Origin of the sequence: Comamonas sp. w2-DMI (assembly GCF_040187735.1) — a bacterium.
Classification (GTDB): Bacteria; Pseudomonadota; Gammaproteobacteria; order Burkholderiales; family Burkholderiaceae_C; genus Comamonas; species Comamonas terrae.
The window spans coordinates 323,284-337,403 of the sequence record NZ_JBANEL010000002.1 but is presented as its reverse complement, the minus strand read 5'-3'; the positions used below and the strand labels follow the sequence as shown (position 1 = coordinate 337,403).

The window sequence follows — 14,120 nt, the reverse complement described above, 5'->3', positions numbered from 1 at the left end:
GCGTTTCAACGCTTGCTGAAGCAAAGGCAGTCTTCGGGCTGCCTTTTTTCGTTTGAAATGGCTGCCTGTGCCGGTTGATTTCCTGATCGGGAAATATGATTGCTTTCCGCCGCGTCTGCTTTCATAATTTCCCGAACGGGAATCTTCATGATCGATCACATATGACCACCATCCATACGGCAGACCAACTGGGCGCGGCCCTGCGCACGGCTCGCAAACAACTGGGGCTGACTCAGCCGCAACTGGCGCTGGCAGCCGGGGTGGGCACGCGTTTTATTGTGGATCTGGAGTCGGGCAAGCCGACGGTGCGGCTGGAACATGTGCTGCGCGTGATTGATGCACTGGGGGGGGGAGTTGCAGCTGGCTGGCTTGCCGGTTGCTGCGCCTGAAGACACTGCAGAACGAGCCGCCGCGGTTGAGGAAAGGAGGGGCCATGGCGCATGAACTGGAAGTCTGGCTGTTTGAACGGCGCGTCGGCAGTCTGTCGCTGGTGAACGGGCGGCTGAGCTTTACCTATGCGCCCGACTGGTTGGCGTTGCCGCAGGCTACCGCCTTGTCCCAATCTCTGCCCTTGCAGCCCCAGCCGTTTGACGACCACCAGACTCGGCCTTTCTTTGCGGGATTGCTGCCCGAAGGGCAGATGCGCAGGCTGATTGCCCGGCAGTTTCAGGTGTCGGGCCAGAACGATTTCGCGCTGCTGGACCATATCGGCGGCGAGTGCGCGGGGGCCGTGACTTTTCTGGAGCCGGGGTATGCGTCGCCTCGGATTGGCGCGGTTGACGATGTGGAGTGGCTCGGCGATGACAGACTGCTCGCTTTGCTGGATGAGCTGCCGCGCCGCCCCATGCTGGCCGGGGATGACGGGTTGCGGCTGTCACTGGCCGGGGCGCAGGACAAGCTGCCCGTGGTTTTCGACGGCCGGCGCTTTGGTCTGCCGCGCAACAGCGCACCCAGTTCGCATATCTTGAAACCCCCCATCCATGCGGTGGAGGACAGCGTGGCCAATGAGGGCTTTTGCATGTTGCTGGCCGAAGCGATGGGGCTGCGCCCGGCGCAAGCCCGTATCCACCAGGTGCGGGGCCGTTCCTTTCTGCTGGTGGAGCGCTATGACAGGGCCCTGAATGATGCAGGGTTGCGCCAGCGCCTGCATCAGGAAGACTTTTGCCAGGCGTTGGGCGTGGCGCCCGAGATGAAATATCAGAACGAGGGTGGCCCGGACTTGGGGCAGTGCTTTGCACTGCTGCGTGGTGTGACCCGTCCCAGCGCGCCGCAGGTGCTGAGGCTGCTGGATGGCGTGATCTTCAATGCCCTGATCGGCAACCATGATGCGCACGGCAAGAACTTTTCACTGCTCTATGGAGGCAAGTCTCCCGTGCTGGCACCGTTTTACGACCTGCTTTCGACGGCGATCTACCCGACGCTGACGCCCAGGATGGCGATGAAAATCGGCAGCAAATACAAATTCAGCGAGGTGGAGGCTCGCCACTGGGAGCAGTTTGCAGAAAGTGCCGGGTTGGCCAAGGCCGCAACCCGAAAGCGTCTGCAGACCTTCGCAAAGGAGCTGCCCCTGGTCGCGCGGCAGCTGCAGGGAGCCCCGCAGCACGGTTTTGCGGGCAATGCGGTGGTCGAGCAGATTGCCAGGCTCATTGAGCAACGCTGCGCCTTGACGGCGAAGCGGCTGGCGACTGGCGAATTAAACGCCTGATCTGCAACAAAGTTACCCAAAGGACTTCTTGCAAAAAAATTCCTGATCGGGAATTTTTTTAGTCAAAGAGGCATTCAAGAGTGAATATTTCCTGATCGGTAAATATTCGCCTTTTCCTGGAAACCTCGGATCAGCGACCGCTCAATCCACCATGGTGGCGGACGCAAAGAGCCGAGACTTGGCTCAAGCCGCAATCACCTTGACCTCGTAGCCCTTGCCTGTGGCAATGACCTGCAGCAGGCGGTCGATATTCGGATGGGATCCGGGGTGGGCTCTGGCGTCTTCGGTGTGCTCGGCAAAAAGCTCCAGGCCTTCCTGGGCCGCGGCGGCGTTGATGCTGCCGTGCTTGGCCGCAAGGGCGTTGTAGACCGTGACCGAACCGGCCTTGCCCGGGGCGTTCGGAATGGTGGCGGCGAGCTGGCCGTCCGTGTCTATCAGCTGCAGTTCGGCGATATGGGCAATGGGCGGCAGTGCGCGCAGGTTGTCAGCAAAGGCCATGGTGTTCAGGCTTGTAAAACGAAAAGCGCTTATTGTGGGGGATGCCGGCGGTTCAGATATCGAACCGGCCGTCATGGCCCCTGCCCATGCCAAGATGCTGATACCTGGGTTGGAGACGGTGAACGCATGCCGAGTCTGTGCTGCTTGCCTTTTTTGCTTCCAATTGAATAGCTGCTGGCGCTTGTAGGGCGGGCGCCAGAGCCTGATTTTGATCAAAGTGCCTCGGCGTCCCCAGCCGGCAGATGGGGTTCCAGCTGGCGGCGGGCAGCCTGCAGGCGCTGCTGCTGTGCGTCGTCGGCATGGTCGCTGTCCTGCAGCTCGGCGATCTGTTCTTCAATCGTCGCATGCATGGCCTTGGCCAGTGCCTGCCAGTCGCGGGAGGCTGCCAGCTGCCGGGCGGCCTGGGGCAGATCGCAGGCCGGTGAGCAGGCCAGCGACAGCTTGCGCACGGCGTTGAGCGCAAACGGCGGACACAGCAGGATCTGGATGGCGACGGAGCGCGCGGTCCGGGCCTCGGTATGGCCCAGACGGCCGTGGCGCACGCAGAGCAGGGCCAGCCACAGGGTACTCAGGTAGATCAGCACCAGCGCCACAAGCTGCGCCGTCTCCGAATGCAAGACGAAGAAAGAGGCCGGCAGTGCGCCGAACAGCAGCAGTGCCAGAAGGTACAGCGGCAGAACAAAGGGCGCAAAGCTGGCTGCATGCCGGGCCAGTTCCTGCACGGCCGGGGATTCGTCCGGCAGCCGGATATGGCCCGGGTTCCAGCGCAGCCGGTAGACGGGCTGGTGTGGCTGCAGCACGGGCGGCCACAGCAGATAGGCGCGGCGCAGTTCGAAGCCCTGCGTGGCCAGTTGCGCACGCCAGCTGTTGCGGGTACAGCGCAGCAGGCCTTCGCCGGCCTGCAGGCCCACGGCGGCGTCGTACAGGTAGAAAATGCAGATCGCCAGAAGAATCTGCGCCTCCGCGCTCACGGTGAAATACACGGCAATCGGACTTTCGCAATGAAGAGGCTGCCCCGCTGAACCAAGGGGCGGAAAAGGCAAACCCCGCGATCTTAGCGATGCGCGGGGCCGGAAGCTGCGGAGCAGGCGGGACTTATGCGGCGTTCTTGTCGCGCTTGAAGAACTTGCCGATGCCGGCGAACAGCGCCACGAAGGCGGCGGCAATCAGTTTCCAGGCGCCGGCCAGGAAGCCGCCGATCACGGCCCACAGGCCTTTCTTGGTGGCCACGGCCGCGGCTCCGCCCAGCACCAGCGCACCCAGGCCGATGGTGGCCAGCTTGTCGCCGTTCTTGAATTCGGAGTAGGCCAGGCCGCTGTTGTAGCTGAATCCCGTCAGCACCTTCTTGAATTCGTCGGTGTTCTTGGCCAGAGCCTCGGTATCGGAGACCAGGGTGGCGCTCATCACGCCGGTGCGGCCCAGGATGCGCGAGGTGTAGTTCACATTGCGCTGGCCCGACTCATCGCGCAGGCGCAGGCCCCATTCCAGACGGCGCGTGCCTTCGTCGTAGTGGGGCGGCACCTGCCAGCCTTCGGTGTACAGCGCTTCCAGGCCCAGCTTCTTGCGCTCCTTGTTGCCGGCCTCGTCGCCGGCCTGCATGGACTTGAGCAGCGCCGCCGCGTCGATCTTCTCGTCGTCCTTGATATAGCCGGTCTCGTCGAACGAGAACACGGCGAACCAGTCCAGCGACTTGGGTGCGATCAGAAAATGCTCGCTGGTCGGCGGGTTGCCATACATCTGCAGCAGCTTGGAGGTGTCCTGCTCGCCCAGAAAGGCATAGCCGGCAGGAATCTTCACGCTGGCCTTGCCGGCAATCTCGCCTTCGCCCTTGTCGATCCAGTGCAAGGCCTTGATCTGTTCGGGCAGCTGCTGGCTGTCGTCATTCTGGGCCCAGAGGCCGAAAGACATGGAAAGGCCCACAATCGCGGCTGCGATGGACTTGAACATGGTGATTTTCCCCGTTGTTATGAATTGGTATGCGTTGTACCGCGGCAAGGCCGCAGGCGCGCCTGGCGCCTGGCTGTGCCGGCCTGACACAGGACTGGTGCGCGATTTATAAACGCAGAACGCGGTCCGCAAGTGGTTGGCAAAGCAAATAATCATGGCGTCCCTGTAGGCGTTTTTCGCCAGTTGGCGCTGGGCGCCGCCGCAGATCCGATGCCGGGTGCGAAATGGGCAGGGAGGAGCCAGCCGCACGGGCTTTGGCTGAAACACTGCTGACCGATTCGCAATATTGATAGCTGCCACCGCTTGCACAATGGGCCGCAGCGACCCCAAAGGCTTGAAATGTGCAGAGCCGGGCCGCCTCCATGGAGATTGCTATGTCCACCACCAACGAATCCTCGGCGCTGCCGTTCCTCGAAGGGCGCGCGCATCTGGGCCTGGGCTCCTGGCATCTGGGCCAGGGGCGCCGCGACTGGGATACCGAAATGCAGGCGCTGATTGCCGGCGTGCAGCTGGGCCTGAGCGTGATCGACACGGCCGAAATGTATGGCGACGGCCTGTCGGAAGAATTGATCGGCGATGCGCTGCGCCAGCTGCCCCCAGGCAGCCGGCAGCCCTTTCTGGTGAGCAAGGTGCTGCCCCACAACGCCAGCCGCCGCGGCGTGGTGCGCGCCTTCGAGGCCAGCCGCCAGCGCCTGGGCGTCAGGTGCATAGACCTGTATTTGCTGCATTGGCGCGGCAGCACCCCGCTGGCCGAGACGGTGGCTGCATTCGAGGAGCTCAAGGCCGAAGGCAAGATCAGGCACTGGGGTGTTTCCAATTTCGACACCGATGACATGCAGGAGCTGTGGCGCATTCCCCAGGGCCGCAACTGCGTGGTCAACCAGGTGCTCTACAACGTGCAAAGCCGCGGCATCGAGTACGACCTGCTGCCCTGGTGCAGGGAGCACGGCGTGGGCGTGATGGCCTATTGCCCGCTGGGCCACAGCGACCTGATCGGCGACCCGCTGCTGGCCGAGATCGGCGACAGGCACGGCGTCGGCGGCACGGCCGTGGCCCTGGCATGGGCCATGCGCAGCGGACAGGTGATCGCGATTCCCGAAAGCGGGTCGGCCGCACATATCCATGACAATGCCGCCGCGCTTTCGCTCAAGCTCGAGGCTGATGACCTGGCACGGATCGACGCCGCCTCGCCGCCGCCGCGGCGCAAGCAGCCGCTGGATATTCTTTGAGTCAGAGGAACAGCGCTCCCGCCAGTGCGCCCAGGCCCACCACGGATATGGGCGCGGCGCGTCCCCAGACCAGCAGGCCGAAGCACAGCAGGGCCAGCGCCATGTCGGCGCGCCCGTGGATGGCGCTGGTCCACACCGGGTCGTACAAGGCTGCCGCCAGAATGCCGACGACGGCGGCATTGATGCCGGCCAGCGCCTTGCGCACGCCCAGGTTGCCGCGCAGGCTTTCCCAGAATGGCAGTGCGCCCAGCACCAGCAGCGCTGCGGGAACGAAGATGCAGACCAGGGCCAGCAGCCCGCCCGGCCAGCCGCGCAGGCCGGCGTCCAGCGGCAGCACGGCGCCCAGATAGGCGGCCAGCGTGAACAAGGGGCCGGGCACGGCCTGGGCCGCGGCATAGCCGGCCAGGAAGCGGTCGGCATCGATCCAGCCGGGCTCCACGACTCCGGCCTGCAGCAGGGGCAGCACCACATGGCCGCCGCCAAAGACCAGCGAGCCGGCCTGGTAGAACACGGCCGCAGCCTGCACGGGCAAAGAGGGATGCCACCAGGCCGCCAGGGGCAGCAGCACGAGCAGGGCCAGAAACAGCGTCAGCAGCACGGCTCCGGCCGTTCTGGAAATACCGAAATCGATCGATGCTGTCCGGGCCGTCACGGCCGAGGGCGGCAGCAGGCAATAGCCCGTCGCGGCCGCTGTGGCGATGACGGCGCCCTGTGTCCAGGCCCCGGGCCACAGCAACAGCAGGGCGGCGCACAGCACGGCCAGGCCGGCGCGCGGCCGGTCGGGGCACAGGTTCTTGCCCATGCCGTGAACGGCCTGGGCGACCACGGCCACGGCCACGATCTTGAGGCCGTGCAGCACGCCGGGCGTCAGCCAGTGCGCGCTGCCGGCCGCGCCCAGCGCCAGGGCCAGCAGCAGCAGGGCCGAGGGCAGCGTGAATGCCAGCCAGGCCACCAATGCGCCGCCCCAGCCGGCGCGCAGCATGCCCAGGGCCATGCCCACCTGGCTGCTGGCCGGGCCGGGGAGGAACTGGCACAGCGCGACCAGGTCGGCGTATTGCGCATCGCCGAGCCAGCGGCGGCGCTCGACGAATTCCGAGCGGAAGTAGCCGAGATGGGCGATCGGCCCGCCGAACGAGGTCAGCCCCAGCTTGAGAAAGGCCAGGCCGACCTCGCCAAGGCGATGCCGGGGTGCTGGCGCAGAAGAAACGGGCTCTGGCATGTGGGTGTCGGGTTGTTGGACGGTGCCCGCTAGTGTGCCCAAATATGCCGGGCACAAAATGCTGGCGAACCGGCCGCCCGTTTGCCCTATGCTTCAAGTGATTGACATATCAGCTACAACCAAGGCGCTGCAAGGAAAATGGTGAAGGAAACAGGACGGGAAACAGGGCCGAAGAACGGGTTGAATCCCTCATGGATCGTGGTGGGGGCCGGTGTGAGCGTGGCCCTGCATGTGGGCAAGCTGCCGCCAGCCGTCGCCGCGCTGCAGCGCGAGCTGGGCATATCCCTGGTGCAGGCCGGATTCCTGCTCTCCACCGTGCAGGTGGCCGGCATGTTGCTGGGCCTGGCGGTCGGCCTGGGTGCGGACCGCTGGGGACTGCGGCGCAGCATGCTGTGGGGGCTGGCATTGGTGGGGCTCTCCAGCATGCTGGGGGCTGCGGCAACGGGTTTCGGAGGATTGCTGGGATTGCGCGCGCTGGAAGGCCTGGGTTTTCTGCTGGTGGCCATGCCGGGGCCCGGGCTGATACGCCGCCACGTAGCGGCCCGCGAGCTCAGCGCGCGCATGGGATGGTGGGGCACCTACATGCCGCTTGGCAGCGCGCTGGGGCTGCTGCTCGGGCCCTGGGTGCTGCAGGCCGCGTCATGGCAGAGCTGGTGGTTGCTATTGGGCGCCGTTTCCCTGTGCGCGGCGCTGGCCGTCTGGCGCGGGGTGCCGGCCGATCCGCGGGCAGGGGGCGAGCCTGCGCATGCCGCGGCAGGCGTGGGGTGGCGTCCGCGCCTGGCACTGACGCTGCGCAGCCCCGGCCCCTGGCTGGTGGCTTTGAGCTTTGCCGTGTACTCGGGCCAGTGGATGGGCGTCATCGGCTTTCTGCCCACCATGTATGCGCAGGCCGGCATGGGCACCAGGCTGGCCGGCATGCTCACGGCGCTGGTGGCAGCGGCCAATATGGTGGGCAACATCGCCTCGGGCCGGCTGCTGCAGCGCGGCTGGCCGGTGCGGCGCTCGCTGCAGACGGGCTTTGTTCTCATGGGCCTGAGCGCGCTGCTGGCCTATGTGCAGTTCGATGGGCAGCCCCTGGCGCCGCTGTGGCTGCGCTTTACAGCCGTGATGGTGTTTTCGGCAGCCGGCGGCCTGATTCCCGGCACCTTGTTCACCTCGGCCGTGCATCTGGCGCCCAGCCAGAACACGGTATCCACCACGGTGGGCTTCATGCAGCAATGGTCCTGCGTGGGCCAGTTTGCCGGCCCGCCCGCCGTGGCGGCCGTGGCCACGCTCATGGGCGGCTGGCAGTGGACCTGGGCCGTTACGGGCCTGATGTGCGCGGCGGGCTGGCTGCTGGCCCTGGGCGTGCAGCGGATCTGGCTCATGCGCTCCGCACCTGCTCCCTGATTCCGAAGAGGTTTTGATCTGCCTCTGAAGATGGCCAGGCGGGTTTTCCCGGTTTGCGGTTAGGCTGGACGGGTTGTGAAACCGGGAGACTTCCATGCACAAACGCCAGTTTCTGATGACCGTCGCCGCATCGGGCGCCAGCCGCGCAGCCTTGCCGCTGTCGGCACTTCTGGGAGCCTGCGCCACCGGTGCCGGGCATGGCACAGCGGATGCCATCTACTTCGGCGGCCCGATCCTGACCATGAACGATGCGCAGCCCCAGGTCGAGGCCGTGGCCGTGACGGGTGGCGTGATCCGGGCCGTGGGCAGGCGGGAGGCCGTCTTCGGACTGCGCGGCCCGGCGACGCGCATGGTGGACCTGCAGGGACGGACGCTGATTCCGGGTTTCGTGGATCCGCACAGCCACCTGGGCGGCGTGGGCCTGCAGGCCATTTCGGCCAATCTGCTGCCGCCGCCCGATGGCGACAATTCCTCCATCGCCGGGCTTCAGCAGACCTTTCGCCGCTACCTGCGGGAGTCGAAAGAGCCGGCGCAGCTGGGCATGGTGTTCGGTTTTGGCTACGACGACTCGCAGCTGGAGGAAAGGCGCCATCCCACGCGCGAGGATCTGGACCAGGTGTCGATGCAGCTGCCCGTGGTGGCCATCCATCAGTCGGGGCACTTCGGCGCCTTGAACTCGGCGGCGCTGGCGCGGGCGGGCATCACGGCCGGGACGCCGGACCCCGAAGGCGGCGTGATTCGGCGCCAAGCCGGCAGCCGCGAACCCGATGGCGTGCTGGAGGAGAATGCCTTTTTCCAGACCCTGGGTCGCCTCATGCCCCGGCTCACCACCGAGCAGGCGATAGGCTGGCTGGAGCAGGCGCAGCAGCTATACCTGCAATACGGCTACACCACGGTGCAGGACGGGCGGGCCGACCCGCAGGCCGTGGCCACGGCCATTGCCGCAGCGGAAAGCGGCAGGCTGCTGGTGGATGTGGTGTCCTACCCGGACATCCTGCAGCTGGGCGAAGGCGCTTTCATGACCGGAGCGTACTATGGCCGCACATACAAGAACCGTTTGCGCATCGGCGGCGTCAAGCTCACGCTGGACGGCTCGCCCCAGGGCAAGACGGCCTGGCTGACCCAGCCGTATCGGGTACCTCCGGCCGGGCAGCCGCCGGGCTACAAAGGCTATGGCGTGCTCAGCGATGCCCAGGCGCATGCGGCGGTGGCCCGGGCAGTGGAGCATGGCTGGCAGATCCTGGTGCATGCGAACGGGGATGCGGCCATCGACCAGTTCATCGGCGCAGTACGGGCCGCGGGGCCGCAAGTCAGGGCCCGGGACATGCGGCCGGTGCTCATCCATGGCCAGACGTTGCGGCGGGACCAGGTAGCAATGCTCAAGGAACTGGGCATCTTCCCGTCGCTGTTTCCCATGCACACCTTCTACTGGGGCGACTGGCACCGCGATTCCGTGCTGGGCGATCCGCGCGCGCAGAACATCTCGCCCACGGGCTGGGTGCTGGAGGCGGGCCTGCGCTTCACCTCGCACCACGATGCACCGGTGGCGCTTCCGTCCTCCATTCGGGTTCTCGATGCCACGGTGAACCGCACCACCCGTTCGGGCCGGGTGCTGGGACCCGAGCACCGGGTATCGCCCTGGACTGCGCTGCAGGCGCAGACCCTCTGGTCGGCCTACCAGCATTTCGAGGAAGACCGCAAGGGATCGATCGAGCCGGGCAAGCTGGCCGATCTCGTCGTTCTCTCGGACAACCCCATGACGGTGGAGCGCTACAAGCTGGCATCGATCCAGGTGCTGGAGACCATCAAACAGGGGCGCAGCGTCTACCGCGCCAATGCTTGAGGGTGCTCCCGATAGGGGAGCGTCCGGCGCTTTTGCAGAATGCGCTGCAGCCTGTTTTGAGCTGAGGCTTACGCATCGCGCGAGCCGATCAGTGCACGCAGCGCGTTTTCAAGCAACCGGGCATTGTCCCGCGCCAGCGCCCATTCGGGTGCCAGGCCGCTCGAGCCCTCGGTGATTTCAGAGGGGCGTGGCGGCATGAAGGCCAGCGGGTCGTCGGCCTTGAGCGCCACGACGGTGTCCTGCTCGGCCAGATGGATGCAGCTGGCGACCAGCCAGCGGCAATAGCCGAGCAGCGCGGACGGCGGCGGGGCCTGGGTATGGGAAAGGCCGCGGTTGAGGCTTTCGGCCAGCAGCAGGCAGGTGGCGTACAGGCGCACCGCATGGCGGTCGTAGCGGCGCGCGACAAAGGCCAGCCGGTCCGCATTGAGCCGGCCGCGCAGCGACCAGCGCCGGGAGCTGTGGGCCTGGCCCACGGCGGCGCGCAGGGCCGCCAGCGATTCCTGTGCCAGCGAGAGCTGGCCCATGGCGGTTTCGGCTGCCGCCGGTTGGGCCTGTTCGCAGGCGTTCAGCGTCAGTTCCAGACCGTTGGCCAGTTGCTTGAGGAAGGTGGAGGCCGTGCGGCCCATGTCCTTGATGGGATCGGAGGTGAACAGCACCTGGCTGCACAGCAGTCCCACGCTGGCCCCGACCAGCACATCCAGCAGGCGCGCGCCGCCGGCCATGCCGGGGCCCATGACCAGCACCAGCACCACGGATACGCCGGCCTGGATGGGAACCACGGGCGCGGGCCCGATGGTGGCCCCGAGCAGGATGGACAGAAAGGTGGCCAGGCTGAGCAGCAACAGAGGATGCTGGGATGGCAGCTGCCAGACCAGGTCGCCAATGACGATGCCCAGCGTGCAGCCGACCAGCAGATTGCGCGCCTGCTTGAGATGGCTGGGCAGGCCGGGCGCCAGGCAGATCACGGCTGTGACCACGGCAAACGCGGGCCGGGGATGGTTCCACAGGTGCTGGGCCAGTATCCACGACAGCGAACAGGCCAGCGCGGCGGCGACGGCATCGCGCATGGCCAGGCGAGCGCGCGAGGGCAGGGTGGTGCGGGCACGTCGCCACGCCAGCGAGATCGGGGAGGTCCAGCGCACGCAAGGTCTCCGGTGGGCAGGCAGGATTGCGTGCCCAGCATCGTATTACGGCTGGCGGGGCATGGCTGTAAGGCGGATCCGCCGATCTCACAGCCTGCGAAAACACAGGCGCACGGCGCATGGCTGGCCAGCGCCTGCACCTGTTTTCGCGGGCCAGCCCTTACCCGATCTCCTCGCGGTACTGGGGCGCCGCGCTGCGAAAGCCTCCTGTGACGATGCCCAGATAGCACAGTCCCAGCGTGCCCCAGATCAGGCCCGAGATCAGCGAGGTGGGTTCCACCTCGAGCCACATGGCTCCCACGCTGACAAAGCCCAGAACCGGCGTGACAACGTAGCGGAGCACATCGCGCAGCGTGCGCCAGCGGCCCTGGCGCCAGACGTATTCGGCCATCACCGAGAGATTCACGAAGCTGAAGGCCGTGAGCGCACCGAAGCTGATCAGCGCCACCACGTATTCCAGGCTCAGGAAACCGGCGGTCAGGGCCACGGCGCCCACCAGCAGGATGTTGTACGACGGCGCGAAGGATCTGGGACTGATATGGCCGAAGAAGCGCTTGTGGATCACGCCGTCGCGCCCCATCACATACATCAGGCGCGAGACGCCGGCATGGGCGGCAATGCCCGAGGCCATCACCGTCACGATGGCAAAGGCCAGCACCACGGACTGGAACAGCGCGCCGCCGACCAGGTAGAGGATTTCGGGCTGGGTTTCGTCCACGGCCTTGAAGTACTGCCCGGGATCGCCGGGAAAGTACAGCTGCAGGAAATAGGTGGCGGCGATGAAGATCAGTCCGGAGATCAGGGCCGTGAGGAAGATGGCCTTGGGCAGTGTGCTCTCGGTGTTGCGGGTTTCCTCGGCCAGCGAACTGAGCGAGTCGAAGCCGGTGAAGGAAAAGCACAGAATGGTTGCGCCCGTTATCAGGGCGCCGATGTCCGCCTGGCTGCTCCAGAACGGCGCAAGGCTCCACAGGCCGTGGCCGCCGCTTTCGGCAATGGCCCCCAGGGCGTTCTGGCCCGCCCGGAGCTGGTGCCAGACCATGAAGGTGAAGATGGCAATGACCAGCAGCTGGAAAAAGACGATGAGCCCGTTGAGATTGGCCACGAAGCGGATGCCGCGCAGGTTCACGCCCACCATCAGCACCGTCAGCCCGACGATCCAGACCCAGTGGTTGACATCGGGAAAGATGGCCGTGAGGTAGATCCTGGCCAGCAGAATGTTGACCATGGGCGAGAGCAGATAGTCCAGCAGCGAGGACCAGCCCACCATGAAGCCCACATTGGGGTGGATGGCCTTTTGCGCATAGGTGTAGGCCGAGCCCGAGGAGGGGTAGCGGCGGATCATGTGGCCGTAGCTCAGCGAGGTCAGCAGCACGGCCAGCAGCGCCACGAAGTAGGAGGTGGGCACATGCTGCAGCGAATCGCGCGAGACCATGCCGAAGGTGTCCAGCAGCGTCATGGGCTGGATATAGGCCAGGCCGATGATGACCACATGCCACAGCAGCAGCGTCTTTTGCAGGCGCACGGGAGAGGGGGCCGGACGAGCGTTCGCGGCGGGAGCGGATGCGGCGGCGGGCGCGCAGTCGGTCAATGCATTCATCCTTTGCAAGAACAAAGGCCGGACAAGCCGGCCTGAAACGAGAGATGCGTGGCGGCGCCGACCAGGCAGCGTGCCACGGTGTCGTGAATCTCCTGAACCCGGATCCGCCTGGCAGAAGATGGCGATAGGTGCAGGGCCGCGGTCTGCAAATAGGCGCGCGGTGCCCGTCCTGCCGGCGAAAAACCCGCAATTATCGTGGCTGGCCCGGAATCGGGCTTGGCTTGCCGCAAATGCCTGCAGCTGCGACGGTCTAAGCGGGCAAGAGCAGTCCGTCTTCGGTCAGCGGCCCTGGAGCAGGGCTTCGATCACCTGCCACTCCTCGGCGCTGACCGGCGTGATGGACAGGCGGTTGCCTTTTTGCAGCACGCGCATGTGGGCCAGTGCAGGCTGCTCGCGCAGCTCCGCGATCAGCAGCGGGCGCGTCTTGCGCAGCGCCTGTACATCCAGCGTCAGCCAGCGTGGCTTGTCGGGTGAGGATTTGGGATCGTAGTAGGGGTCGGCCGGGTCGAATTGCGAAGGGTCCACGCGCAGATTGCCTGCAATGCGCGCAATGCCGTAGATGCCCGGCTCGGCGCAGCTCGAATGCCAGTAGAGCACGCCGTCGCCCACCTGCATGTCGTCGCGCATGAAATTGCGGGCCTGATAGTTGCGCACACCGTTCCAGGCAATGGTGGCATCGGGAGCGCTCAGCGCATGGTCTATCGAATATTCGTCGGGCTCGTTCTTCATGAGCCAGAAGCGGCGTGTGTCTTGGGCGGCAGGCATGGCGGAGATCATAGCCGCGCTTGCGCGGCGGCTTAAAGCGCCGGGTCGTCGGAGCGCTTGCGGCGGCCCCAGGGGCCGCGATCGGGCAGTTGCCAGTTGCGCGGCGGCCTGGCACCTGGATCGGAAGGCGTGACGCGGTCGCGCAGATGTTCCCAGGTGTCGTCGAGGTCGGCGCTGCTGCGCTTGACGGTATGCGCGGCACGGCGCAGGCGGGTGGGAATGTCGAGCTCGGCATGCTCGACCACGCGGATGCAGTCCTGGATATGGCGCTCGCCCAGATAGCGCAAGGTGGCATAGCCCAGGGCGGCGGCGGCCACCTGGCCTGCCAGCGGCACATAGCGCGCGGCCTGCCTGGTCGTCATGCGCATGCCGGCCACGCGCGCCAGGCGCATGACCACGTCGCGCGTGATGAACTTGCCGATCACCACCGAGCCGACCATGGCCACGGCCTTCTGCACCTGCTCGCGCTTGCCGGGGCTGAGTTCGTCGAGCTGCTCGGGGGTCAGGCCGAATTCCTTGTTGATGCGCGGCAGCAGGCGTGCGAGCAGCGCGGCATCGACCGCCCAGTCCAGCCCCGGAATGGGCAGAGAGCTGGCGGCCGCACCGATCAGGGCGCGCTTCTTGAGCAGGCTGCGCGCGCGCTCGGCGGCCTGGGCGACATCCTGGCGGCCGCTATGTACCGAAGGGATGGGGGAAGTGGGTTCGGACTTGCGAGGCCACATAGAGATCCAGCGGGGAAATCAGGGGGAAAACGGTGCGACGGTGACGGCGCTGCAGGGCAAGGGG

14 protein-coding genes are annotated in these 14,120 nt (G+C 66.1%); 5 read left to right on the top strand and 9 right to left on the bottom strand.

Annotated features, from left to right (window positions below):
• Positions 1 to 5 precede the first annotated feature (5 nt).
• Complete coding sequence (locus V8Z74_RS04260; RefSeq protein ID WP_349708145.1) at positions 6 to 149, bottom strand: hypothetical protein; 144 nt, start codon at positions 147 to 149, stop codon at positions 6 to 8.
• A gap of 12 nt (positions 150 to 161) precedes the next feature.
• Between V8Z74_RS04260 and V8Z74_RS04255 the strand changes: the two genes are divergently transcribed.
• Together V8Z74_RS04255 and V8Z74_RS04250 are read left to right on the top strand one after the other, a co-directional pair.
• The gene (locus tag V8Z74_RS04255; protein WP_349708143.1) at positions 162 to 389 is read left to right on the top strand and encodes a helix-turn-helix transcriptional regulator; all 228 of its coding nucleotides are present in this window, start codon (positions 162 to 164) and stop codon (positions 387 to 389) included.
• A gap of 44 nt (positions 390 to 433) precedes the next feature.
• Positions 434 to 1,705, top strand: coding sequence for a type II toxin-antitoxin system HipA family toxin (locus tag V8Z74_RS04250; RefSeq protein ID WP_349708142.1), 1,272 nt, complete (start codon positions 434 to 436; stop codon positions 1,703 to 1,705).
• A gap of 183 nt (positions 1,706 to 1,888) precedes the next feature.
• Here the strand turns inward: V8Z74_RS04250 and V8Z74_RS04245 are convergent, their stop codons facing one another.
• From V8Z74_RS04245 to V8Z74_RS04235, 3 genes are all read right to left on the bottom strand, one after another.
• Positions 1,889 to 2,203: a DUF2322 family protein gene (locus tag V8Z74_RS04245; RefSeq protein ID WP_349708141.1), complete on the bottom strand. Its 315-nt coding sequence runs from the start codon at positions 2,201 to 2,203 to the stop codon at positions 1,889 to 1,891.
• Positions 2,204 to 2,415: 212 nt separating this feature from the next.
• On the bottom strand, positions 2,416 to 3,186 hold the full coding sequence (locus V8Z74_RS04240) for a hypothetical protein (RefSeq protein ID WP_349708140.1): 771 nt from the start codon (positions 3,184 to 3,186) through the stop codon (positions 2,416 to 2,418).
• A 112-nt stretch (positions 3,187 to 3,298) separates the two neighbouring features.
• Complete coding sequence (locus V8Z74_RS04235; protein WP_349708139.1) at positions 3,299 to 4,150, bottom strand: DUF2167 domain-containing protein; 852 nt, start codon at positions 4,148 to 4,150, stop codon at positions 3,299 to 3,301.
• A gap of 374 nt (positions 4,151 to 4,524) precedes the next feature.
• Here V8Z74_RS04235 and V8Z74_RS04230 point away from each other — a divergent pair, with 374 nt between their 5' ends.
• Positions 4,525 to 5,379 (top strand): aldo/keto reductase, encoded by an 855-nt coding sequence (locus V8Z74_RS04230; protein ID WP_349708138.1) that lies wholly within the window; start codon positions 4,525 to 4,527, stop codon positions 5,377 to 5,379.
• Between the two features lies 1 nt (position 5,380).
• Here the strand turns inward: V8Z74_RS04230 and chrA are convergent, their stop codons facing one another.
• Entirely contained in the window at positions 5,381 to 6,598 is a 1,218-nt protein-coding gene (gene chrA / locus V8Z74_RS04225; RefSeq protein ID WP_349708137.1) for a chromate efflux transporter, read from the bottom strand.
• 138 nt (positions 6,599 to 6,736) lie between these two features.
• Between chrA and V8Z74_RS04220 the strand changes: the two genes are divergently transcribed.
• Together V8Z74_RS04220 and V8Z74_RS04215 are read left to right on the top strand one after the other, a co-directional pair.
• A complete protein-coding gene (locus V8Z74_RS04220; RefSeq protein WP_349708136.1) occupies positions 6,737 to 7,987 on the top strand; it encodes an MFS transporter in 1,251 nt (416 codons plus the stop codon).
• Positions 7,988 to 8,081: 94 nt separating this feature from the next.
• Positions 8,082 to 9,830, top strand: coding sequence for an amidohydrolase (locus tag V8Z74_RS04215; RefSeq protein WP_349708134.1), 1,749 nt, complete (start codon positions 8,082 to 8,084; stop codon positions 9,828 to 9,830).
• Between the two features lie 68 nt (positions 9,831 to 9,898).
• On the opposite strand, the gene V8Z74_RS04210 is transcribed toward V8Z74_RS04215, so the two are convergent.
• The 4 genes from V8Z74_RS04210 to V8Z74_RS04195 form a co-directional block, all read right to left on the bottom strand.
• Positions 9,899 to 10,972 (bottom strand): FUSC family protein, encoded by a 1,074-nt coding sequence (locus tag V8Z74_RS04210; RefSeq protein ID WP_349708133.1) that lies wholly within the window; start codon positions 10,970 to 10,972, stop codon positions 9,899 to 9,901.
• Positions 10,973 to 11,132: 160 nt separating this feature from the next.
• A complete protein-coding gene (locus V8Z74_RS04205; RefSeq protein WP_349708132.1) occupies positions 11,133 to 12,569 on the bottom strand; it encodes an APC family permease in 1,437 nt (478 codons plus the stop codon).
• Positions 12,570 to 12,848: 279 nt separating this feature from the next.
• Positions 12,849 to 13,334, bottom strand: a complete 486-nt coding sequence (locus tag V8Z74_RS04200) for an EVE domain-containing protein (protein ID WP_349708131.1) — start codon at positions 13,332 to 13,334, stop codon at positions 12,849 to 12,851.
• 32 nt (positions 13,335 to 13,366) lie between these two features.
• Positions 13,367 to 14,056: a hypothetical protein gene (locus V8Z74_RS04195; protein ID WP_349708130.1), complete on the bottom strand. Its 690-nt coding sequence runs from the start codon at positions 14,054 to 14,056 to the stop codon at positions 13,367 to 13,369.
• Positions 14,057 to 14,120 lie beyond the last annotated feature (64 nt).